Genomic DNA, 23,541 nt, shown 5'->3' with positions numbered 1-23,541 from the left:
CTCACACCCTCCGCAGCAGCACCGTGGCGACCTGATGCGTCGAGTTCTTGCGCAGCACCAGATCGGCCCGGCCGCGCGTGGGCAGCACGTTCTCGCTGAGGTTCGGCCCGTTGATCGTGTCCCAGATGCGGTGGGCGGTCGCCACCGCCTCCTGGTCGCTCAGATCCGCGTAGCGGCGGAAGTATGAGCGCGGATCGGAGAACGCGGTGCGGCGCAGCGTGGAGAAACGCTCCACGTACCAACGGCGCGCATCCTCCGGTTTCGCGTCGACGTAGACGGAGAAGTCGAAGAAGTCGGAGACGGCCACACCGAGCCGCCCATCCTGCCGGGGGCGGGGCGCCTGCAGCACGTTCAGCCCCTCCAGGATCAGCACGTCGGGCCGCTCCACCACCGCGCGCTCATCCGGCACGATGTCGTACACCAGGTGGGAGTACACCGGTGCCTCGACGTGGTCCACGCCGCTTTTCACGTCGGCCACGAAACGCAGCAGTGCCCGGCGGTCGTAGGACTCGGGGAAACCCTTGCGGTGCATGATGCCGCGGCGCTCCAGCTCCGCGTTCGGGTACAGGAACCCGTCGGTGGTCACGAGTGACACCCGCGGCGTATCGGGCCAGCGGGCCATCAGCTCGCGCAGCAGACGCGCCGTGGTGGACTTGCCCACCGCCACCGAGCCCGCCACAGCGATCACGTAGGGGGTGCGCGGCTGGTCCTCGTGCAGGAACTCCCGTCGGGCGCGCCGCAACTGCTGGGCAGCGGCCACGTGCATGTACAGCAGACGCGAGATCGGACGGTAGATGTCGTCGACCTCGCGAAGATCCAGGGTGTCGCCCAGGCCCCGCAGCCGCTCCACATCGTGGGCGGACAGCGGCAGCGGCGTCTCCCGTGACAGCCGCGCCCAGTTCTCCCGGGAGATCTCATCGAACGGCGTGGCGGCCGGACGGGGGGAGGAGAGGTTCATGGTGGCCCATTCTTGCAGTCTCGAGCGCGCGAGCGTGGACGCTTTGCGCACCTGGTGATGACCGAAGCTGACCGAGGGGGAACCGCGGCGAGCACGCTCGTGCATGAGGCCGTGCAAACGTGACACAGATCCTTCGTCGGATCCCGAAAAAGCGTTCCGACAAGCGCGCGCGTGGCTACCGTGACGACCATGTGTGGAATCGTCGGCTACGCGGGTCCCGCCGCGGCCTCCCCCTCATCCCGCCCGATCGACGTCGCCCTGCAGGGCCTGTCCCGGCTCGAATACCGTGGCTACGACTCGGCGGGCATCGCCGTGCTCGACAACGGTTCAGTGTTACAGGCCAAACGCGCCGGCAAGCTGCAGAACCTGCGCAATGCCCTCGGTGAGCAGCCCGTGACCACGAGCCGCGTGGCGATCGGGCACACGCGCTGGGCCACCCACGGTGGCCCCACCGACGAGAACGCGCACCCACACCGGGGCGGGCGCGAGGGCGAGCTGGCCCTGGTGCACAACGGCATCATCGAGAACTTCCACGCTCTGCGCACCGAGCTCGAGGAAGAGGGCTACACCTTCACGTCGCAGACCGATTCTGAGGTCGCCGCACATGTGCTGGCTCGTGACATGGAGCAGTGTGGTGACCTCACGGAGGCGATGCGTCGCACCGTCGGCCGCCTGGAGGGCGCCTTCACGCTACTGGCCATCCACCGCGACGCCCCGGACACCGTGGTGGCGGCCCGCCGTAATTCACCGCTCGTGGTCGGGCTGGGAGATGGTGAGAACTTCCTGGGGTCGGACGTGGCCGCCTTCGTGGACGCCACCACGCAGGCGATGGAGATCGGCCAGGACCAGGTCGTGACCGTCACCGCCGATACTGTGCGCGTGATCGACGCCGACGGTGCAGAGGTCGCCGATCCCACCCGATACACGATCGAATGGGACGCTACGGCCGCGCAGAAGGGTGGCCACCCCTCCTTCATGGCCAAGGAGATCCAGGAGCAGGCCGATGCCGTGCGCTCGACCCTCATGGGCCGCATGCAGGACGGCCTGCTCACTCTGGATGAGATGCAGATCGATGAGGCCGTGCTCCGCACCATCGACAAGATCGTCGTGGTCGCCTGCGGGACAGCAGCCAACGCCGGCGCGGTTGCGAAGTACGCCATCGAGCACTGGTGCCGCATCCCCGTGGAGGTCGAGCTCGCCCACGAGTTCCGTTACCGAGACCCGGTGGTCACCGAGAAAACCCTGGTGGTGGCGATCTCCCAGTCCGGCGAGACGATGGACACCCTGATGGCGGTGCGGCACGCCCGCGAGCAGGGCGCGAAGGTGATCGCCCTGTGCAACACGCGCGGCTCCACCATCCCCCGCGAGTCCGATGCGGCACTGTACCTGCATGTCGGCCCCGAGATCGCGGTCGCCTCGACCAAGGCATACCTCGGGCAGATCGCCTCCTGCTACCTGCTGGGGCTGTTCCTCGCGCAGGTGCGCCACACCTTCTTCCCCGACGAGATCGCGGCGCTGATGGCGGACCTCGAGGAGCTGCCGGACAAGATCCAGGAGGTCCTGGACAACACGGAGCAGGTCGCTGAGCTCGCCCGTTCCATGAAGGACGCGACCAGCGTGCTGTTCCTGGGCCGGCACGTCGGCTATCCCACAGCGATGGAGGGCGCTCTCAAGCTCAAGGAGATCGCCTACATCCATGCCGAAGGCTTCGCCGCCGGTGAGCTGAAGCACGGTCCCATCGCCCTGGTGGAGGAGGGGCAGCCGGTGTTCGTCATCGTCCCCTCCCCGCATGGACGCCATTCGCTGCACTCCAAGGTGGTCTCCAACATCCAGGAGGTTCGCGCTCGCGGCGCCCGCACCCTGGTGATCGCGGAGGAGGGCGATGATGACGTGCTGCCGTATGCCGATCACGTGATCCGCGTTCCGCAGACTCGGGTGCTGTTCGCCGCCTTGCTCACCGTGATCCCGCTGCAGATCTTCGCCTGCGAGCTGGCCACCGCGAAAGGCTTGGACGTCGACCAGCCACGCAACCTCGCGAAGTCCGTCACCGTGGAGTGAGCTGGGCCGCTGCGTCCCAGCGGCACCCTCTGGCCAGGTTCGGGCTGGGTGCGATACTGCCTGCATGTCCGGTTCCGACGATGCACTCGCCCGGGCCGCATCACGTGCCTTCCCGCCCCGCGCCGACGGGACTGTGCTCGGCGTGGGGGTTGATGTGGTGGACGTGGCCCGCTTGACCGACCGTTTCGCGCGTCAACCAGCGCTGCTGCGCCGCCTGCTGACGGCGGTCGAACAGGATCTGCCGGCTGCGTCACGGGCCGCCCGCGTGGCCGCGAAAGAGGCTGTGGGTAAAGCGCTCGGCTCACCCGGCGACTTCTCCTGGCAGGACGTCACGGTTGCACGAGAGCGCAGCGGCCGCCCCTACCTGGTGCTCAGCGGTGCGACCTTGCAGGCTGCGGACCGTCTGGGCGTCGGCCATCTGCACCTGAGCCTGTCGCATGACGGCGGGATCGCCACGGCGATCGTCATCGCGGAGAGTGCAGCCCTCACCCCGGGGAACAGTTCATGATCCGCGCGTATGCCGCTGAGGACGTGCGCCGCGCCGAGCAGCCGCTGCTTGACGCCGGCGAACCGCTCATGGACCGCGCTTCGCGGGCGCTCGCCCACGCATGCCGTGACGTCCTGCGCGAGAAGATCGACAACGCCGACGGGCAGAGTGAGAACAGCGACGGGCAGAGCGAGCCACGTGTTCTCGTGCTCGCCGGCCCCGGTGCCAACGGCGGCGACGGCCTGTATGCCGCTGCCCACCTGCGCGAGATGGGAATCCTCTCCGCTGCGATCGCCGTCATGGGGCCCACACACACGGCAGCCACGGCTGCGCTGCGCCGCGCCGGTGGTGCGGTGCGCGGCATCGATGACCTCACGGCCCACGCCACTGAGCGCATGGTGGCAGAAGCGGACCTTGTGGTCGACGCGATCGTGGGGCTCTCCGCTCGCGCCGAGGCTCCGGTGCACCTGCACGCGTTGCTCGAGACGGTGCGTCGCAGCGGCGTACGGGTGGTCGCGGTGGATGCTCCGAGTTTCACCGACCCGGATTCCGGTGCCGCCGACCCGCACGCTCTCACCGCGGTACGCACCGTCACCTTCGGCGCGGCCAAGCGCGGCCTGCTGCTGCCACCGGCAGCGGATCTGGTGGGTGAACTCGAGGTGGTGGATATCGGGCTCGGCAGCCACCTCCCCGCCCAGCCCGAGGTGCTACGCCTGACCGACGAGGATGTCCGCCAGCTCGTGGCGCGACCCGTCCGCGCCGACACGAAATACACCCGTGGCGTGGTCGCGATCGCCGCTGGCAGCGACGCCTACCCCGGTGCCGCTGTGCTTGCCTGCACCGGGGCCGCGCGTGCCGGTGCGGGCATGGTGCACCTGCTCGCCCCGCGACGCGTGATCGACCTGGTGCTGCACAGCCGCCCCGAGATCGTCGGCCACGAACTACCCGGGGGCACCGACGATGCCGGTCATCCTGGGGGAGCAGCCGACGGGACGGACAGTGATTCGTCGGCGACACCGCAGGATGTGCCTCTACAGCTTCCGCAGCGCACGGACGCACTCGTCGTCGGGCCTGGCATGCCGCCGCACAGCCAGACGGCGCGACGCGGCGTGGCGGCCCTCACCTCGGGCACATGCCGCCGCGGTGTGATCGACGCGGGAGCGCTCAACGCTGTGAGCGGCCAGGGCGACCTCGGCGCCGATGTGGTGCTCACCCCGCACCGGGGCGAAGCGGAACGCCTCGCGGAAAGACTGGGCATCGACACGCACCAGGATCCTGCCTCCCTGGCCGTGGCACTGGCGGCACGAACCGGCGCGACCGTGCTGCTTAAAGGGGCGGTCACCCTCGTGGCGCCCGGTGACGGATCCCCGCTGCTCAGCCAGGATGATGGTGTGCCGCAGCTCGCGACCGCAGGGACGGGCGACGTGCTCGCCGGGATCATCGGCACGCTGCTCGCGAGCGGTCTCGATGGCCCGCGGGCCGCCGCGCTCGGGGCACTGCTGCACGGCCGGGCCGGGCGCCTCGCCTCACGGGGCGGTCGGGCGCCGCTCGTGGCCGCGGACCTGCCGACCCTGCTGCCCGAGGTCATCGGGACTATCCTGTGCCCGGACCCCGCTGTCGACTCAGGAGCATGATGAGCCTGCCGATGCCCGCCGAGGATCCACGGCACCTGCCCAACCGTGCCGTGATCGATCCCTCCGCGATCACTGAGAACGCCCGCGCCGTGCGGTCGATGCTCGGGGAGCACACAGCGCTGATGGCCGTGGTCAAGGCCGATGGGTACGGCCACGGCATGCTGGATGCCGCCCGTGCCGCACTCGAGGGCGGTGCCACGTGGCTGGGCGTCGCGCATCCCGCCAGTGCCCTCGCCCTGTGCAACGCCGGTGTCGACGCGCCGATCCTCACCTGGCTGTGGGAGCCCCACTCAGCGCGCACCCTCCTGCCGGAGGTGATCAATGCCGGTATCGACGTGTCGGTCGGATCCTCAGCGATGCTCACCCAGGTGTCGGAGGCTGCGCGCACGGCTGGCCGCCGCGCCCGCGTCCACCTCAAGATCGACACCGGCATGGGCCGCGGCGGTGTGCTCGCCAGCAGCATCGACCGCACCGGCCGGGCGCTTGAGGCCGACGACATGGTCTCCCTCGTCGGCGCCTGGACCCACCTCGCCAGCGCCGACGATCCCGATGACCCATTCACCGACCGGCAGGTGGAGCTCTTCGACGGTGCCGTCGAACGCCTGGCCGAGCATGTCGGGCCGGTGCCGCTGCAGCACCTGGCCAATTCCGCTGCCGCGCTGAGCAGGCCCGATCTGCACCGCGACATCGTGCGCTGCGGCATCGCCCTGTACGGCTATCCGCCCGTGCCCGGTGACTGCGCACTGCGCCCGGCCATGACGCTGCGCAGCAGCCTCGCCATGGTCAAACCGGTCGCAGCCGGACAGACCATCGGTTACGGCCACATCCGCACCCTCGAGGAACCCACCACTCTCGGGCTCGTGCCCATCGGGTACGCCGACGGTCTGCACCGCGCCGCTGGAGACAAGGCCTCCGTGCTGGTGCGCACCGCGAGCGGTGACGTGCGCGCCCCCCAGCTGGGCCGCATCAGCATGGATCAGATCGTCGTGGACCTCGGCACTGACACTGCCGCTGAGCCGGGCGACGAGGTGATCGTGTTCGGCGACGCGTCGGGCGCTCCCACCGCGCAGGACTGGGCAGGCGCCGTCGGCACCATCCCCTACGAAGTACTGACCTCCGTCTCTGCTCGCGTGCCGCGAGACGTGCGCGCATGAGCGCGGTACAGGCACGTACGCACACCGCTGCTGCCACCCGTGCAGTGGCCAAGGCGCTCGCCGGGGTGCTGCGCGCCGGTGATCTGCTGGTGCTCGATGGCCCGCTCGGCGCCGGAAAGACCACCTTCACCCAGGGGCTGGGGGAGGGGCTGGGGGTCCGCGGTGCCGTGGCGTCCCCGACGTTCGTGATCGCCCGGGTCCACCCAGCCCTCGATCAGGGACCCGAGCTGGTGCACGTGGACGCCTATCGACTGGGCGAGGCCTGGGACATTGAGGACCTGGATCTGGATGCGGACCTCGATCACGCGGTGACGGTGGTGGAGTGGGGGCGCGACCGCGTGGAACATCTGGCGTCCTCGCATCTGCTCATCGAACTGCAGCGACCTGACGAGCCCGTGCCTGCGCTCGCGACCGGGGATAACGCCGGGGACGATGCCGGGGGTCTCGAGGAGCCGCGCCTGCTGACCGTGCGCACCCGCGGCGAACGCTGGGATGCGGAGGCGTTCAACGCCCTGTGCTGTGCCCTGCAGGCCCATGCCGATGACGTGCACGAGATCGAGGACGGGGAGAACTGATGGCACTGCTGGGCATTGACACCTCTGGCGCGGTCAGCGTCGCTGTCGCCGATGGTGACCTGCGCACCGGCACCGTGCGTGTGCTCGCCGAGCATCACGATGAGCGGGCACGGCATCACGATGAGGTCCTCACCCCCATGATCGACCGCGCGCTCGCCGATGCCGGCGTGCGGCGCACTGACCTGACGGCAGTGGTCGCGGGTCGCGGGCCGGGGCCCTTCACCGGGCTGCGGGTGGGGCTTGTGACGGCCCGCACCATTGCCGCTGTGCTCGGCGCGGACCTGTACGGGCTGTGCTCTCTGGACGCGCTCGCTCACGAGGCGTTCGCTGCCGACGATGCAGAACATCCCGATGCGGAACGTACGGACGCAGAGAGCCAGGGCGCGACGCCGCACCCGGGCCGCACTGCGGCGGTTGCATTGGATGCGCGCCGACGCGAGGTCTACCACGCGCAGTACCGCCGCGGCACGGACGGCAGAATCCATCGCGAGGAGGGGCCCGCCGTTGATGCGCCAGCCAACGTCGCGAGCGCACTGCGCGGCGCCGATCTGCTGATCGGATCCGGGTGCGAGCTCTACCCCGATCTGCTGCCCGCCACCGGCCCGCTCAGGCACGTCAGCGCAGGCCACCTGCTGGCAGCCGCTGCCCAGCAGATCGCAGCCGGTGAGGACCTGAGTAGCACAGATCCGCTGTACCTGCGCGAACCGGATGCTGCCCGCCCCACCGTGCGCAAGAGCGCGCTGGGTCTGCCGCCGCGATGACCCTCCAGCTGCGTGCGGCGAGCCTCGACGACGTCGAAGCCATCGCCTTCGCCGAGCTCAGCCTGTTCCCCGATGAGGCATGGACCGTGTTCCAGCTCGCCGAGGAGATCAGCCACCCTGACCGTCGCTACGTGGTGGCGCAGCTCGATGGCGAGTTCGCCGGATACGCCGGCATCATGCTCGCCGGCCAGGATGCAGACCTGCACACGATCGGCAGTCTGCACCCGGGGCGCGGCATCGGCCGTGCTCTACTGGCCTGGTGCGAGCAGCAGGCGCGCGACGGCGGTGCAGAGCGGGTGCTGCTCGAAGTCCGCGAAGACAATGCCCGCGCCCGCGACCTGTATGAGCGTGCCGGATATCAGACCGTCGGCCGCCGACGCGGCTACTACCGCATCCGCGGCCGCGCCATTGACGCGCTGGTCATGGCGCGCCAGCTGGGCACATCCGCCTGATCCGCTATCGGCTCACACGAATGCGCTCACCTTCTGGAACAGGTCCGGGTAGGCGCGCTCAAGGCGGACCGAGCCGATCTTCAGACCGATCAGCAGCATGGCGAGGCCGCCGAGCACCGAGACCGCACCCGCCACGAGCATCACCACCTGGTTCGCGGCGATGATGCCCCACACCGCCAGCCCGATCGCCGGCAGCTGTGGCACGAACACACCGAAGGAAGCGATCGCCATGGCGAGCAGCGCGTTCGCGTTCGAGGCTGACTTGTCCTTCATCGGGTTCGTGCCGGGCGCGGAGCTCGGATAGGGCAGGAATACGCAGACGATCATCGATACGCCCCAGCCCGACAGCGTCATGCCGAGTGCACCACTGACCACAAGGGGCACGACATGCGGCCACCCGAACAGCAGCGGCAGACCGACACCGATGATGAGGACGATCGGCAGCATGATGACCGCCTGCGCGATGACGCGTCCCAGAAGATTCGGTCGCGCCTTCATGCCGGTGCTGATGTTCACCCAGCCTGCGGGGCCATCGAAGCCGATCTCATTGGCCAGGGAGATGCTCGAGACGCCGAGCATGAACACGATCATGGCCGTGGACATGATCCGTTGCTCCGGCACGATCACGCCGAGGGCGCCCAGGAAGATGATCACCACCGGGAGAATGCCGAGTGCGGCGTAGTAGCGGGTATCACGCCGCCAGTAGCGCAGGGAGCGGCCCACCGCAGCGCCCAGGGCGTTCGAGGGCATCCAGCGTGGCACCAGTGCCCTGACTTTCTGGGTGCCTGAGGAGGCATCGCCGACGAGTGCTGAGGTCATGGCGGCGTGCAGGGAGCGCCGCCACCACAGCACGAGCAGCACGATGGTCGCGGCGGTGATGAGCGCGCGTGCGATCGCGGCGAGCAGGGCGCCGGCGGCGAGATCCATCGGGATGGCGAAGGCTGCGCCGAACGGCGTCCAGGCCAGAACCGTGATGGCTTTCGGCAGGATGTCGCTGAGCTGCTCGACGAGGGTGACGTCCATGCTCTGACCGATCAGGCTGAAGCCGTAGGCCACCGCCATCAGCAGCAGCAGGCTCAGGATGCCGCCGAGCTCACGGCCCTTGCGGGATGAGGCGCGGGTGGCCGAATGGGCGAACCAGGCACGTGGCAGCAGCAGGCAGATCGCGAACCCCGCTACGTTCGCCGGCAGCAGGGCGAGCAGGGTGAGCAGCCCCCACACGATGCCGGGCCAGAACAGCACCAGCCACAGCACCTCGAATCCGGTCACGATGAGGATCGCCACGAAGGTCGCGAGTGCGGACCCGCTGATCAGTGAGGACAGGAAGAGACCGGGCTGCAGCTCCTTCGCGGTGCGCGGGAACGTTGCGAACAGTCGGGCATCGAGTGTGTCGTCCAGGCCGAAGGCGAGCGCCGGTAGCAGCAGCCACAGGAGTGTGGCGGCGGCGCCGAGCCCCATCACGATCAGCGGCATGCTGCCGCCTTCGACGGACCAGACTGTCGCCCCGATCATCGCCATGACCAGACCGAACAGTCCGCCTACTGCGTACAGCCCGCCGATCACTGCGCCGATGATCTTGCCGACGTTCTTGCGGTAGGACCGCTTCCACAGGATCCATTTCAGGCGCACCAGGGCACGGATCAGGGTCTTCTGATCGACGTTCCCGGAGCCTCCGTGGGAGGCGGCGACAACGTCCTTCTGCTCGGAGGTCAGGACTCCAGCCACGACAGGCTCCCTTCGTCCAGGGCGCCGCCGCCCACCAGGTCGATGAACCGCTGCACGAGTGAGCCACCGGCGCGGACCTCGTCGAGAGACCCTTCCGCCTGGATCGCGCCGTCGGCAATGATCGCGACGTGGCTGCACATCTCCTCGACCAGCTCCATGACATGGCTGGACAGCACCACGGTGCCGCCACCGGCGACGAAGGCATGCAGGATACGGCGGATGACCTGACCGGAGACGGGGTCAACGGCCTCGAGCGGCTCATCGAGCACCAGCAGGCGCGGCGCGTGGATGAGAGCGCAGGCCAGCAGAATCTTCTTGGTCATGCCGGCCGAGTAGTCGACCACCAGCTTGCCCTCTTCTCCGGCGAGGTCGAGGGCGGCGAGCAGCGAGTCGGACCGCTCAGCGACGACTGCGGCGTCCATGCCACGGATCAGGCCGACGTAGGTGAGCAGCTCTGGCCCGGTGAGTCGGTCGAAGGTGCGCAGTCCATCGGCGAGCACCCCGAGGTGGGCTTTGGCGCGGTCGGGCTCGGCCCACATGTCCACGCCCAGCACGTGCGCGGTGCCGTCGGTGGGGCGCAGCAGGCCGGTGGCCATGGACAGGGTTGTGGTCTTGCCGGCGCCGTTGGGGCCGACGATCCCGTAGAACGAGCCGCGGGGCACATCCAGCGAGATGCCGTGCACCACCTCGGTGCCGTCGAAGGACTTGCGCAGGCCACGTAGCGACAGAGCGGGCTCGGCGCCAGATGGCGAGGGCGCTGTCGCGGGTGCCGGGGCCGGAGCTGGGGCTGAACCAGTCGGCGCAGCTGAGGAGTCCGCTGTGCCGGTGGCGGGGGAAGACGATGGCGGGACAGGCTGCTCGGGCGAGGTCATGCGACGACGATATCCGCGCACGGGCGGGTTCATGGGTAGACGGTGGCCCACCTATGCCACGACTTTCGTCGGCCCCGCGTTCGGCTTTCGCGGCATGTGCTGTGGCCGGGCGCTGTTCGCCCGACGACGACAGACGTTACCGCACGTGAGCGTGGACATGGCCGGCCGCAGTCGGCCGGTCGCGGAGTGCGGCCCATGCCTGGAGGACTGCACGCGAGGCCTGATTCAGCTGCGCTGTCCGGCCGCGCTGACTCCGGCCACAACCAGAGTAACGATGCGGTGCGCGCTCGCAGCGAGCGCCCCGTGGTCGGCTCGGCCCTGCCGCTCGCGATTCAGCTCTGTGAGCACACCGGTGACGATGAGCCGTGCCCCTTCGCTGGTGTGGTCGCCCTTCGGAAGGTGCTCTGCAATCTGCTCCTCGAGGTCCTGTACGAAACGGAGCACTTCCGCCCGGTGCGGGCCTTGATCACCGAACAGGATCTCCCGCGCCACCCAGGCAGTCTGTCCCGGATAGCGGTGCACCATATCCACGAACGGGGCGATGAGGCGTTCGATCGCCTCGGCGGGAGTAGTTCGGGAAGTGCTCTGTGGCGTTGAGATGGGGGCGCTGATCCGGGGCAACAGGGAGGCTGCGACCATCATGAGCAGCTCGTTCTTCGTTGCGGCGTACTGGAACACCGTGCCTGTGGCGACGTCGGCGGCGCGTGCCACCTCACTCATCGTCGTCCTCTCGTAGCCACGTTCTCCGAAAAGGTCCTGGGCAGCGGAGAGGATCCGCGCGTGCTTGTCCGCTCGGGCTCTTTCCCGTCGACCTCGCGGGCGGGGGATGCGTGTCGTGTTCGACCGGCCAGCGAGAGGAGCGGATTGCTCCGCTGTCGTGGAGGACGCCGCGGGTGTCGGGGTTCCCGGTGTCACGCCTGCTTGTGCCGTTCCTGTCCCTGCTGCCATGGCATGCAGTCTAGCTATTGAAGTGCACTCAAGATTGAGTACACTCATTTATGGGCGCCGGGATGACGGCGCATGGACCTCCGGCCGCAACTGACTGGAGCAGATGGAAGGACGGTCAACCCATGAAGCACACAGCAGGCAACTACGAAGCATTCAGTCGCCCCCGTCCGGTGGAGCATGCCGCGGACACTCGCGCATGGATCGTCGGCGCAGGTCTTGCCGGCCTCTCGGCGGCGGTGTTCCTGGTGCGCGACGCAGGCGTGCCCGGAGAGAACGTCACGATCCTCGAGAAGAGCGACATCGCTGGCGGCGCGCTCGACGGGTTCGATGTCCCGGAGAAGGGATTCGTCATCCGCGGCGGACGTGAGCTTGAGGATCACATGGAGTGCCTATGGGACATGATGCGCTCGGTCCCGTCCCTCGAGATCGAGGGTGCGTCGGTGCTCGATGAGTTCTACTGGCTGAACAAGGACGACCCGAACTACTCCCTGCGTCGTGCGACGGTGAAGCAGGGCCAGGACGCCGGTCACGAGGGCCGATTCGACCTGCCGAAGGCGGCCCAGAAGGACCTGTTGCGCATCTTCCTCGCCTCACGAGAGGAGATGGAAGGCAAGCGCATCGACGAGGTGATGGGCAAGGAGTTCCTCGCCTCCCCATTCTGGATGTATTGGCGCACGATGTTCGCCTTCGAGGAATGGCACTCCGCGCTTGAGTTCAAGCTCTACGTGCACCGGTTCGTACACCACATCGGCGGTCTGCCGGACTTCAGTGCGCTGAAGTTCACCAAGTACAACCAGTACGAGTCCTTCGTGCTGCCGCTGATCAGTTATCTGCGTCACCACGGTGTCGTTTTCCAGAATCTGACTGAGGTCACCGACGTGGACTTCGCGCACCGCGCAGGGACGATCCGTGCCACGGTCGTGCATACAGTTCACGACGGTGTCGAGGAGACGATCGAGCTGGGGGAGCACGACCATGTGCTCATGACGATCGGCTCCCTCGTCGACAATTCTGATGAAGGTGATCACCACACCGCCGCGCGCTTGAACACCGATCCCGCACCGGCATGGGAATTCTGGAAGCGACTTGCGAAGAAGGACCCGTCGTTCGGCCGGCCGGAGGTGTTCTGCTCCTCCATCGAGAAGACCAAGTGGGAATCCGCCACCGTCACCACCCTCGATGAGCGGATCCCCGCCTACATCGAGAAGATCTGCCAGCGTGACCCGTTCAGCGGGCGAGTTGTCACCGGCGGAATCGTCACAGCGGAGGACTCGCCGTGGTTGATGAGCTGGACCGTGAACCGGCAGCCGCACTTCAAGAAGCAGCCGAAGGACCAGATTGTCGTGTGGGTCTACGGGCTCTTCGTCGACACCCCAGGCGACTACGTCACGAAGCCGATGTCTGAGTGCACAGGTGAGGAGATCACACAGGAGTGGCTCTACCAGATGGGGGTGCCTGCCGATGAGATCCCCGAACTCGCAGCCGAGGGTGCACGCTGCGTCCCGGTGATGATGCCGTACGTGACGACGTTCTTCATGCCACGCCATGCAGGTGATCGGCCGCTTGTGGTGCCCGACGGCGCGAAGAACTTCGCCTTCCTTGGCCAGTTCGCCGAGACCGGACGCGACACGATCTTCACCACGGAGTACTCGGTGCGCACGGGCATGGAGGCCGTGTACCAGTTGCTGGACGTGGAGCGGGGTGTGCCCGAGACTTGGGGCAGCACCTATGACGTGCGCTCTCTCTTGGATGCGACCACTCGTATGCGCGACGGCAAGAAGCTTGACATCCCTGGCCCAGAGATGTTGCGCAAGCGGATCATGAAGCGTCTGGACGAGGGCGAGATCGGTGAGCTGCTGGAAGAGTACGGCCTGATCTGAGCGGCTCGGTGTCCTGCTGGTCGTGGGGTTACGCTGAAGGCATGAAGCTCAGCGATTCACTCCTGGACAAGTTCAACGATCAGATCACCCTCGAACTCGCCGCCAGTATCACTTACCGGCAGCTCGCGATCGAGGCCGACCAGCAGGACCTCTCCGGCATGGCCCAGTGGCTGCGCGCCCAGGCCGATGAGGAGGTCGTGCACGCCAATAAGTTCATCGACCACGTTGTCGACCGTGACGGCGCCGCACGTATCAGCACCATCGAACAGCCCGATGTGCCCGCTGGCCTTACCCCGGTGCAGATCTTCGAGGCGGCCCTCGCCCATGAAGAAAAGGTCTCCGAGGCAATCCGCGAGCTGTACCGTGCGGCCGACGCCGAAGGGGACCTCGATGCACGTCCGCTGCTGAACTGGTTCATCGACGAGCAGATCGAGGAGGAAGCCACCGTCTCCGAGATCATCGGTCGGATCCGCCTGATCGGTGACGACGGCTCCGGCCTACTCCGCCTGGACTCNGAAGGGGACCTCGATGCACGTCCGCTGCTGAACTGGTTCATCGACGAGCAGATCGAGGAGGAAGCCACCGTCTCCGAGATCATCGGTCGGATCCGCCTGATCGGTGACGACGGCTCCGGCCTACTCCGCCTGGACTCGGAGCTGGGCAGCCGCGTTCCCGCCGGCACCGAGAACACAGAGGGTTGAGGCTCGCGTTGCCTGACCGGGCTAGTCCGTCCTGTCTGGTGGTATGGCGATGGGGCCTGACTTGCACAGGTGAGTGCGGTTCGTGGTAGTTCCCGCGTTGTTGATGCTGGTCAACAGGGTTTCGGTCGTGGGGATGGGTCACTAATGGGGCGGTAGGATCGGGCGATGGCTCCGTTCTTGAGGAAGGTGAAGACTGCCTCCGGGGCGACGGCCGTCCAGATCGTCGCGAAGGAGGGACGTCGTAACCGGGTCCTCGAGCACCTCGGCTCAGCGCATTCCGAGGCGGAGCTGGCGGCTTTGATGCATCTGGGCCGCGAGCGGCTGCACGCAGGACAGCAGACGCTCGATCTCGAGCTGACCAGCGCTGCTGCCCCGAGTGCTGGCGTTTTGACGATGCAGCACCGACGCAGCCGATTCCTTCTGGAAGCTCTCGAGCTCGCCTGGCGCCGTCTCGGTTTCGATGTGGTCGACGACGAGGCGTTCTTCCAGCTCGTCCTGGCGAGATTGATCGAGCCGACGTCGATGAGCGATTCCCGGCGAGTCCTTCGCGAGGTCGGCATCGATCCCGTGCACCGCAATACGTTCCACGCCGCGCTGCGCCGGTGCGCGCAGTGCGACTATCGCGACGAGATCGCGAGGAAGTGTTTCGAGCACGTCTGGACCAGCGGTGATGTCTCGCTGGTGCTCTACGACGTCACCACGCTCTACTTCGAGGCCGAGAACGAAGACGCCCGACGCAAGGTCGGCTACTCCAAGGAACGCCGCGTGGACCCGCAGATCGTGGTCGGCCTGCTCGTGGACCGGGCCGGGTTCCCCCTGGAGATCGGCTGCTACGAGGGCAATCACGCCGAGACCCGCACGATCGTGCCGATGATCAAGCAGTTCCAGGAGCGTCACGGCTTGGCAGACATCGTCGTCGTCGCGGACGCCGGAATGCTCTCGATGGAGAACCTGAACGCGATCGACGAGGCAGGGCTGCGGTTCATCGTCGGCTCGCGGCCCAAGAAAGCGCCCGGTGACCTCGCCAATCATTTCCACTGGAACGGGGACGCGTTCACTGATGGTCAGCTGATCGACACCATCACCCCGCGCCACGGCAACACCAAGCCCGGCACCCAGCGGGGCCATCAGGAGCCGGTCGGGGAGCGGGAGCAGCATCCCGGGCACTGGCGGGCGATCTGGTCCTACTCCCGCAAGCGCGACCTGCATGCCCAGCACACCCTCACCCAGCAGGAGAACCGGGCTCGGGCCGTGATCGCGGGAGACGCGAACGTGAAAGGCACCCGGTTCGTGAAGACCACCGCTGCCGGCCGCATCCTCGATGAAACCTCTCTCGCGCAGGCCAGATCACTAGCGGGATTGAAGGGCTACGTCACCAACATCCCCGCACGGATCATGCCCGCCAGTGAGGTGCTCTCTAGCTACCACGACCTCTGGCACGTCGAGCAGTCATTCCGAATGAGCAAGACAGACCTCCAGGCCAGGCCCATGTTCCATCGGCAACGCGACGCGATCGAAGCGCACCTGACGATCGTGTTCACCGCGCTTGCGATCGCTCGCTATCTCCAGGCCAAGACTGGCTTCAGCATCCGCAGGATCATCCGGACCCTGAAGCCGCTGCTCGAAGTCCAGATCAACATCGGTGGACACCTCCATACCGCGGCCGATCCCCTCACCGACGACGCCCGCCACATCCTCCACGCCCTCCAGACCCCAGACGCCACGGGTCACTAAACCTGTGCAAGTCAGGAGGGGACCTCGATGCACGTCCGCTGCTGAACTGGTTCATCGACGAGCAGATCGAGGAGGAAGCCACCGTCTCCGAGATCATCGGTCGGATCCGCCTGATCGGTGACGACGGCTCCGGCCTACTCCGCCTGGACTCGGAGCTGGGCAGCCGCGTTCCCGCCGGCACCGAGAACACAGAGGGTTGAGGCTCGCGTTGCCTGACCGGGCTAGTCCGTCCTGTCTGGTGGTATGGCGATGGGGCGGTCCTCGTTACTGGCGCGGCGTCATGATGCTTGACAGCAGGAATTCCTTGATAAGTGCAGCCATCGGAGAAATTGCATCGGCCACCTAGGTCTAATTGTGTGTGTTAGATGCCGTCATACGCGAGGAGTATTTGGACTGCGGTTTCTCGCTGGTCCGACGTGAGATTCATGCCCCTGGCGTCGAGTGCAAACTTATTCCACCGTGCACCTTCTGGACCGAATATTTCGCCCCAGTGCTCGGCCTTAAGTTCCGAGCTGAATCGCGCGTAGACCCCATACTTTGTCTTCCAGGCTTCGACGCAGTCAATCTCTTTGGAGCAGTACTCGAGTGTGACTTCCTGGGCGCCACCCCCTACGTCAGGGTGCTCAGAAACGATATCGGCAATGGTTGGCTCGCCAAATAGGTAGGATCTTGCGACCAATAATCCTGCAGCTGCAAGGACTATAACCAATAGGATAGAGGTGATGGTTTTTGGCGCAACGCCACGTGTAATGCTAGTTCGGCTGTTCACGGCGCCTCCAAAGTGAGTGCATAAAGCGCTATGCGATTTGGGTCGACGGGTAGCGAGTGTGGATGCTCGCCCAATCGCAGGAGCTTATTTGCCGTCCGCGGTGACCCAGTTACAGCGATGGATCCCGACGCCATAAGTCCAGCTCCGGGTCCGATTCTTCCTGAATGTCTCCAGCTCCCAAGTTCCAGCGAAAGGCGCTCCGAGTGCATGACATGAGAACTGCTGCCGCATGCTCGGCTTTGAGAGGAGGAGGGCTTTTACCTTTCCGCCCTTGGCGAGAGCCTCCTTCCATCCGAGGTCATTTAGTACATACTGCCCTGACGCAAAGCCGACGATTGAAACATTGTTGATGTATACTGCCCATCCCCACGCGCTAAGGTTAAGAGTGACCACATTGGTGTTGACGCCGTAGTATTTCCCATATTTGCTCCCAATGGAGCTGAATAGGTTCTTTCCTAGAAAGGGGTCGGCTACAACAGGGAATACGGTCGCCTCGTTGAAATCGATAATCTGGGTAACAGTCTTTCCTTCGATCTCAAAACGCGTTGGTATTGCTTTCCCGTTAGCGTCGGTAGCCCAGGGCGGGGCGAGGCCTGCAAGCAGTGAGCCGTCAGCTCCAATGAATAGGTGTGCATCGCCTGCCTGTACCACCTGGGCGTTGCTAGGGATGTCTATCTCATATGAGTAGGAATGTGGCGCGTTAGCATCTGGAATTATGGTGTTGACCTGTACGTCTCCCTCTCGGGTGACTAGTGGCGTAAACACCACGCCGTTTCCATCTTCCCAGGATATCGTCTTGCTCCCAGGAGTCGCATGTTGAGTCTCTGAATAATCCACCGGAAGAGAAATTGAGACGCCAGTCTTACCGGGTAGTTCGGCGGTCGTTCGACCACCGAGCCCTTCCTCGAGTGTCACGAGTTCGTTTATATCACTAGCTTCGGTGCCATCTTGGTTAAACCGCATGGGGATTGCGCTATCGATGATCGACGCTGGCGTTGCGTGCAGGATTGTTTCAACTGTGTCCAGCGGAGGGGATGCTGATGCAGGAATCAATGCTGCCGTGAGAATGCTGGCCGACACTGTCAAAATGGCAGTAACTTGCGTAAGTGGCTTGGCCATGGTGGTCCCTGTCCTCTTGTGGGCTGCTGTGGCGCGCCGCCCCTGGGTGTCGACGATGTTCGGCAGTGAACCGCGTCTGCTACCCGAGAGGATGTCACAGTCCATCCAGATTTCCTAATGTTGAATAATCAATTACTATGTGTTCGTGTTTGGCTTACTTTTCGTGCAGGCTGTGGAGAAGTCGTGCGGGTCAAGTCTCTGAAAGTGGTGTGTAGCGATCCTTCGCTGGGAGGGGTAGTTCGGTCAGGGGGGTAGAGAGCTTGTGGTGGCCCCGCTGGGCTGATGTCGGGGGTGAGGTTGAGGCGGCAGCGGGTGAGGAAGGGACTGCTGCACGTTTAGGTGACATCTGATCTGGCTTGCCCATCGGGCGGCCTGGAAGGATGTGCATCATGTCCGCTCCCTATCCCCGAGAGTTCCGTGAGGATGTCGTGCGGGTGGCCCGGTCCCGTGAGGACGGTGTCACCATCGCGCAGATCGCGAAGGACTTCGGGATCCACGAGATGACGCTGTATACGCGGATCCGCCAAGCCGACATTGGCGAGGGCAACCGTCCCGGCACGTCTCGGGAGGAGTCGACCGAGCTGCGGGAGGCCCGCAAGCAGATCCGTCTGCTTCAGCAGGAGAACGAGGTCCTGCGCCGTGCCGCTGCCTACCTGTCTCAGACGAACCTGCCGGGAAAATGCTCCACCCGCTCGTGAGCGAGCTCGCCGCCGATGGAATCCCCGTCGCGGTGTCCCTGCGGGTCCTGAAGCTCTCACGTCAGCCCTACTATCGCTGGCGGAAACAGCAGGTCACCCCGTCGGAACTGGTCGAGGCGTATCGGGCGAACGCCCTGTTCGACGCCCACCGCGACGACCCTGCGTTCGGCTACCGATTCCTCGCGGATGAAGCCGCCATTGCTGGCGAGGTGATGAGCCAGCGAACAGCGTGGAAGATCTGTCGGGACAACCAGTGGTGGTCCGTCTTCGGGAAGAAGCGCGGCAAGAACAGCAAGCGTCCAGGCCCGCCGAGGGAAAGCTCTACCTCTGCGTCATCAAGGACGCGTTCTCCGGTCGTATCGTCGGCTACTCCATCAGCGACCGGATGAAGGCTCGTCTCGCGGTGAACGCCCTGGACAGCGCGGTAGCTCGACGTGGGGACACGGCCGGCTGCATCGTGCATTCGGACCGCGGGAGCCAGTTCAGATCACGACAATTCGTCCACGCATTGAACCGCCATCACCTCGTCGGATCGATAGGCCGGGTCGGCGCCGCCGGCGACAACGCCGCGATGGAATCCTTCTTCGCCCTGCTCCAGAAGAACGTCCTGGACCGCAAGCGGTGGCGGACCCGAGAAGAACTCCGAATCGCGATCATTACCTGGATCGAACGGACCTATCATCGGCGCCGCCAACAGGCCCGCCTGGGCCGATTGACCCCCATCGAATAGGAAACCATCATGAAACCGGTCGCCCTCGCGGCCTGACACCCCGACTGTCACCTAAACGTGCAGCAGTCCCCCCTGACCGCCCAACCCCCAAGCGAAGGATCGCTACACCACTTCCAGGGACTTGACCGTTCCGACTGCACATACATTGACACAGCGCCACTTGTCATGTCGGTCAAGGACCCTCTCTCGTACCGGTCGTCCAGCCTGAGCATCACAACCCGCAACAGCTAGCATGAGCGGTGGTCGCCGTGACGCGCGACCGCCCGATCTGTTGTTGAGCGGCGTCGGCATGCGCATCCCGCGGGGCTGTGCCGACGTTCGCTGAGAGGACCCTTATGGCGAAGCTGCAACCTGCCCGTCGCCCGCCCGCTGTGTCGCCTGAGGTGGCTGATATTCCACTGGGCGTGCGCCGCTTGGCGGCGTGGTCCTGGCGACTGATCGTCATCACCGCTGCTGCCGCACTCCTGCTGTGGGGCGTCTCCAAGGTCTCCACACTGGTCGTTCCGGTGCTGATCGCGGTGCTTCTGGCTGCGCTGCTGGCCCCACTGGTGAACGTGCTGACGCGGTACACATTCCTGGGTCGTAGCGCCGCGGCTGCCGTGGCACTGGTGGGGCTTCTGCTGGTGGTCTCCGGCATGTTCACCCTCGCCGGTCGCCAGCTGATCGCACAGTGGCCCGATATCCAGACGAAGGCCGTCGAGGGATTCCAGACCCTCATGCAATGGGTGACCACCACGTTCCAGATCGATGCGCCGATGATCAACAGCGCGGTCGATGAGGCACTCACCCAGCTGCAGAAGAACGCTGACGGTCTGGTCAACGGTGCCCTGAGCACGGCATCGACGCTCGGCAACATCGTCACCGGCATCGTGGTGTGCCTGTTCTCGCTGTTCTTCTTTCTCGCCGGTGGGCCGCAGATCTGGCGCTGGGTCGTCGGTCTGCTGCCGCCAGCAGCGCGCGGTGCGACCCATGAGTCCTTCCGCCGCGGCTGGCGGGCACTCGCCGAGTACGCCCGCACCCAGATCCTGGTGGCCGGCGTGGACGCCACCGGCATCGCGATCGGCATCGTCGTCCTGGGCCTGGCTCCCTACGGCGTGCCGATCTGGCTGCTGGTGTTCCTGTTCTCCTTCATCCCGCTGATCGGTGCCGTACTGTCGGGTGCGATCGCGGTGCTGATCGTGCTGGTGATGAAGGGGGTCGTGCCGGCTCTGATCATGCTGGGCATCGTGGTGGCGGTGCAGCAGCTCGAAGGCAACGTGCTGCAGCCCTTCCTCATGGGCAAGGCCGTGGCTCTCCACCCGCTCGGCGTGTTCCTCGGCGTCGCCCTCGGCGCGATGGTTGCGGGCATCGCAGGCGCTCTGTTCGCGATCCCGATGATCGCCTTCGTGAACGCCACGATGCTGTACCTCGTGGGGCGTGACCCCAACCCCGAACTCGGGACGGACGACGCGGCAGCCCAGTACTACCGCGAGCTGGAGCGCAGCGCACGGAGCTGATCTCACGTCCGCGCACGGGACGGTTCCCCAGACACACGAGCAGGGGCCGGGCATATGCCCGGCCCCTGCTCGTGATCCTGTTCATGCCGAGCTATGGCTCGGCTTGGCTGCGATCAGCCGTGGAACGGATGTGCCTTGCGGATCGTGATGGGGAGCTTCTTGCCGTTCGGCGCTGTGTAGTCGATGCTCTCGCCCACCTTCGAGCCGTCGATCGCAGCGCCCAGGGGTGACTCGGTCGAGTAGACCTCGATGTCCTCACCGTCGGCGATCTCGCGGTTGCCCAGCAGGAAGGTGCGCTCCTTGCCGGCCATCTCGATCGTGACCACCATGCCGGGCTCGACCACGCCGTCGTCCTCCGGGGACTCGCCGACCACGGCGTTCTTCAGCAGGCGCTGCAGGTCCGCGATGCGGGCCTCCATCTTGCCCTGCTCCTCACGGGCGGCGTGGTAGCCGCCGTTCTCCTTGAGGTCGCCCTCGTCGCGAGCAGCGGCGATCCGCTCGGCAATCTCGGTGCGGCCCGGGCCCTCGAGCTCGGCGAGCTCACGGGCGAGGCGGTCGTATGCCTCCTGGGTGAGCCAGGCGCTGTTCGGCTGGCTGCTCATAGGATCACTCCTGTGGTCGTTCCAGATCATGGAGAGGCGAAGATGCCCCTCTGACACGAATCACGGGGCACATGTGCTCATGCGCCCCGTGTGCGGGTGTATGACTCCGGCACGTTGCCGGTATCGGAGCAGGATACACCGGTTGGTCGATCAGCAGGCGCGGGTGTGGGCAAGGCAACGGCCCACGTGGCGTTCTTTCATCGGCGGGTGCAGGTGAGGATCTCCGCTGAGACCGCTTCCCCCTGCGTGGCGATCTCGACGCGATGACGCGAGACCCGCTGCTCCTGCGGCGGGATCGGCACGTCCACGAAACCCACCTGGGCAGCGCCCGCGTTCATCGCCTGGATCGTGCAGCTGGCCTCCGTGTGTGGTCGCATCGACACGGTGAACGTCACTGCGATCCGGTCCGGTGCAACATGCTCATACGTGACCAGGTTCCCTTTGACCGGCTGATCGGCGAACCGCAGGCCCACCACCACAACAACCGCGATGAACACCACGCTCACAGCGACGGCGAGCAGACGCGCGGCGCGCGGAGTCACCAGGGGTCCGCCGTAGCGCGCGCGCCGCTGCTCTTCGGTCATACTCATGCACCTCAGTGTCCCAGAACGTCCGGTGGTAGAGCGCAGGACCAGCGTCTGCGCCGGTGAGACGGCCTGTCGAGACGGAATGTGTCGGACCGTGTCTCACCAGACGCGGGCGTGCATCAGCGGTGGCGTAGGCTCGTGCGGTGGCGCGTCCCCCGGCGCCGCCTGCACTCATGTCCGTATCTGCGCGCACGATCCGGCACGATCGCGCAGCCGCAGCGATACCTCGATGAGGTGAACCGTGACCATCCAGCTCCCCGCCCCTGGCGAGCCACTTCGCATGGTGGCGGTGCACGCGCACCCCGATGACGAATCCAGCAAGGGCGCAGGCACCACGGCGCGGTATGTCCGTGAAGGCGTGCACGTCACCGTGATCACCTGCACCGGTGGTGAACGCGGCGACATCCTCAACCCGCAGCTGGAAGGCGACGAGGACCTCATGAAGAACCTCGTCGATGTGCGCCGCGAGGAGATGGCGCGCGCCCAGAAGGTGCTGGGCGTGGACCATGAGTGGCTTGGCTTCGTCGACTCCGGCCTGCCTGAAGGTGATCCACTGCCGGCGCTGCCCGACGGCTGCTTCGCCCTGAAGTCCGTGGACGACGCCGCCCGTCCCCTGGTGGAGGCTGTGCGTCGACTGCGACCACATGTGCTGACCACCTATGACGAGAACGGCGGCTACCCCCACCCCGACCACATCCAGTGCCACCGCATCAGCCTGCGCGCTGTCGACCTCGCCGCGGATCCTGCGTTCGCGCCGGAACTTGGGGAGCCGTGGAGCGTGCTGAAGGTCTACTACGTCAACGGTTTCAACCGGCAGCGCCTGGACGCCATCGCCCGCTACCTGCGGGAGGAGGGCCGCGCGAACGCGGACCTGGAGACCTGGTTGGAGCGGTACGACCCGCGCTCGGATCGTCTGCTCACCACCCGGATCGATGTGCGCGACTACCTCGAGGTGCGCGATGCGGCGCTGCGCGCTCACGCCACCCAGGTCGACCCCGACGGATTCTTCTTCGCCATCGGCCACGACGATGAGCGTGCCGCATGGGGCACCGAGGACTACGAACTGCGCATGTCCCGGATCGGTGTCACGCTTCCGGAGACAGACCTGTTCGCCGGTATCCGGCCCCTCGATAGCAGCGCGGACGCCGAAACGAAACGCGTCGGCGTTGGAGCGAAACCCGTCGGCGCTGGAGCGAGCACCCGCACACAGACCCGTGAGGAGGAGCGGTGAGCTCTGCTGCGCTCGTGGTGACCGCCGGTGGCACGCTGCTGACCGCACCGTCGCCCTCGGACGGCTTCGAGTTCGACGCGGTCTCGGTCTCCCCGGGGCTCGGCGGGTTCATCGCGATGGCGTTCCTCGCCGTCGCGGTGCTGCTGCTGATCCTGTCGATGACTCGCCACATCCGTCGGATCACCGCGCGCGAGCGGGTCCGGCTGCGCCGGGAGGCACAGGAGCAGGCAGCGCGCGAGCAGACCGACAGTGCAGACGGCCGGGCCGACGGTGCGGACGGCCGGGCCAACGGTGCAGACAATGGCGAGGAGACGGGCCGCGGCGAGGATGCCGACAGCGCCGGGGAGTCGGACCGCCCGAAGGCCTGACC

19 protein-coding genes and 3 pseudogenes are annotated in these 23,541 nt (G+C 66.2%); 15 read left to right on the top strand and 7 right to left on the bottom strand.

The features are described from left to right. Window position 1: 1 nt before the first annotated feature. Window positions 2–958: a type I pantothenate kinase gene (gene coaA / locus C8271_RS11095; protein ID WP_106508036.1), complete on the bottom strand. Its 957-nt coding sequence runs from the start codon at window positions 956–958 to the stop codon at window positions 2–4. Window positions 959–1,147: 189 nt separating this feature from the next. Here coaA and glmS point away from each other — a divergent pair, with 189 nt between their 5' ends. The 7 genes from glmS to rimI all read left to right on the top strand — a co-directional run bounded on the left by glmS (window position 1,148) and on the right by rimI (window position 8,079). Continuing rightward, window positions 1,148–3,016, top strand: a complete 1,869-nt coding sequence (glmS, locus tag C8271_RS11090) for a glutamine--fructose-6-phosphate transaminase (isomerizing) (RefSeq protein ID WP_106507338.1) — start codon at window positions 1,148–1,150, stop codon at window positions 3,014–3,016. A 64-nt stretch (window positions 3,017–3,080) separates the two neighbouring features. Continuing rightward, entirely contained in the window at window positions 3,081–3,524 is a 444-nt protein-coding gene (locus C8271_RS11085) for a holo-ACP synthase (RefSeq protein WP_106507337.1), read from the top strand. Further along, entirely contained in the window at window positions 3,521–5,137 is a 1,617-nt protein-coding gene (locus C8271_RS11080) for an NAD(P)H-hydrate dehydratase (protein WP_106507336.1), read from the top strand. The genes C8271_RS11085 and C8271_RS11080 overlap by 4 nt, the downstream gene beginning before the upstream one ends. Then, on the top strand, window positions 5,134–6,291 hold the full coding sequence (gene alr, locus C8271_RS11075; protein ID WP_342751949.1) for an alanine racemase: 1,158 nt from the start codon (window positions 5,134–5,136) through the stop codon (window positions 6,289–6,291). Before C8271_RS11080 ends, alr begins: the two co-directional genes overlap by 4 nt. Next, complete coding sequence (gene tsaE, locus C8271_RS11070) at window positions 6,288–6,866, top strand: tRNA (adenosine(37)-N6)-threonylcarbamoyltransferase complex ATPase subunit type 1 TsaE (protein ID WP_106507334.1); 579 nt, start codon at window positions 6,288–6,290, stop codon at window positions 6,864–6,866. The genes alr and tsaE overlap by 4 nt, the downstream gene beginning before the upstream one ends. Then, window positions 6,866–7,627, top strand: coding sequence for a tRNA (adenosine(37)-N6)-threonylcarbamoyltransferase complex dimerization subunit type 1 TsaB (tsaB, locus tag C8271_RS11065; protein WP_170957871.1), 762 nt, complete (start codon window positions 6,866–6,868; stop codon window positions 7,625–7,627). Before tsaE ends, tsaB begins: the two co-directional genes overlap by 1 nt. Next, window positions 7,624–8,079, top strand: a complete 456-nt coding sequence (rimI, locus tag C8271_RS11060; protein WP_106507333.1) for a ribosomal protein S18-alanine N-acetyltransferase — start codon at window positions 7,624–7,626, stop codon at window positions 8,077–8,079. The genes tsaB and rimI overlap by 4 nt, the downstream gene beginning before the upstream one ends. Window positions 8,080–8,091: 12 nt before the next feature. On the opposite strand, the gene C8271_RS11055 is transcribed toward rimI, so the two are convergent. The 3 genes from C8271_RS11055 to C8271_RS11045 form a co-directional block, all read right to left on the bottom strand. Continuing rightward, entirely contained in the window at window positions 8,092–9,804 is a 1,713-nt protein-coding gene (locus C8271_RS11055) for a hypothetical protein (protein ID WP_106507332.1), read from the bottom strand. Next, window positions 9,789–10,676, bottom strand: coding sequence for an ABC transporter ATP-binding protein (locus C8271_RS11050; RefSeq protein ID WP_106507331.1), 888 nt, complete (start codon window positions 10,674–10,676; stop codon window positions 9,789–9,791). The genes C8271_RS11055 and C8271_RS11050 overlap by 16 nt, the downstream gene beginning before the upstream one ends. A 225-nt stretch (window positions 10,677–10,901) precedes the next feature. Continuing rightward, window positions 10,902–11,624, bottom strand: a complete 723-nt coding sequence (locus C8271_RS11045; RefSeq protein ID WP_170957870.1) for a TetR/AcrR family transcriptional regulator — start codon at window positions 11,622–11,624, stop codon at window positions 10,902–10,904. A gap of 122 nt (window positions 11,625–11,746) precedes the next feature. Between C8271_RS11045 and C8271_RS11040 the strand changes: the two genes are divergently transcribed. The 4 genes and pseudogenes from C8271_RS11040 to C8271_RS11025 form a co-directional block, all read left to right on the top strand. Then, on the top strand, window positions 11,747–13,504 hold the full coding sequence (locus C8271_RS11040; protein WP_106507329.1) for an oleate hydratase: 1,758 nt from the start codon (window positions 11,747–11,749) through the stop codon (window positions 13,502–13,504). 41 nt (window positions 13,505–13,545) lie between these two features. Continuing rightward, window positions 13,546–14,046 (top strand): annotated as a pseudogene (locus C8271_RS11035) (ferritin); the annotation flags it as partial. 324 nt (window positions 14,047–14,370) lie between these two features. After that, entirely contained in the window at window positions 14,371–15,939 is a 1,569-nt protein-coding gene (locus tag C8271_RS11030) for an IS1634 family transposase (RefSeq protein ID WP_106507327.1), read from the top strand. An 8-nt stretch (window positions 15,940–15,947) separates the two neighbouring features. Beyond that, window positions 15,948–16,139 (top strand): annotated as a pseudogene (locus C8271_RS11025) (ferritin); the annotation flags it as partial. A 653-nt stretch (window positions 16,140–16,792) separates the two neighbouring features. On the opposite strand, the gene C8271_RS13725 reads toward C8271_RS11025, so the two are convergent. Next, a complete protein-coding gene (locus C8271_RS13725) occupies window positions 16,793–17,827 on the bottom strand; it encodes a hypothetical protein (RefSeq protein WP_138774563.1) in 1,035 nt (344 codons plus the stop codon). A 389-nt stretch (window positions 17,828–18,216) separates the two neighbouring features. Between C8271_RS13725 and C8271_RS11015 the strand changes: the two are divergent. Both C8271_RS11015 and C8271_RS11010 read left to right on the top strand, forming a co-directional pair. After that, a pseudogene (locus C8271_RS11015) lies at window positions 18,217–19,255 on the top strand (IS3 family transposase). A 335-nt stretch (window positions 19,256–19,590) separates the two neighbouring features. Beyond that, window positions 19,591–20,751, top strand: a complete 1,161-nt coding sequence (locus C8271_RS11010) for an AI-2E family transporter (RefSeq protein ID WP_106507325.1) — start codon at window positions 19,591–19,593, stop codon at window positions 20,749–20,751. Window positions 20,752–20,864: 113 nt separating this feature from the next. Here the strand turns inward: C8271_RS11010 and greA are convergent, their stop codons facing one another. Both greA and C8271_RS11000 read right to left on the bottom strand, forming a co-directional pair. Further along, entirely contained in the window at window positions 20,865–21,353 is a 489-nt protein-coding gene (gene greA / locus C8271_RS11005) for a transcription elongation factor GreA (RefSeq protein WP_106507324.1), read from the bottom strand. A 197-nt stretch (window positions 21,354–21,550) separates the two neighbouring features. Further along, window positions 21,551–21,943, bottom strand: coding sequence for a DUF4307 domain-containing protein (locus C8271_RS11000; protein WP_106507323.1), 393 nt, complete (start codon window positions 21,941–21,943; stop codon window positions 21,551–21,553). 238 nt (window positions 21,944–22,181) lie between these two features. On the opposite strand from C8271_RS11000, the gene mca reads away from it, so the two are divergent. Then, window positions 22,182–23,171, top strand: a complete 990-nt coding sequence (gene mca, locus C8271_RS10995) for a mycothiol conjugate amidase Mca (RefSeq protein ID WP_106507322.1) — start codon at window positions 22,182–22,184, stop codon at window positions 23,169–23,171. Further along, window positions 23,168–23,539, top strand: a complete 372-nt coding sequence (locus tag C8271_RS10990) for a hypothetical protein (RefSeq protein WP_106507321.1) — start codon at window positions 23,168–23,170, stop codon at window positions 23,537–23,539. Before mca ends, C8271_RS10990 begins: the two co-directional genes overlap by 4 nt. Window positions 23,540–23,541 lie beyond the last annotated feature (2 nt).

It is taken from the genome of Brachybacterium timonense, from assembly GCF_900258505.1.
Lineage (GTDB): Bacteria > Actinomycetota > Actinomycetes > Actinomycetales > Dermabacteraceae > Brachybacterium > Brachybacterium timonense.
This window is presented reverse-complemented; position numbering and strand designations above follow the sequence as displayed.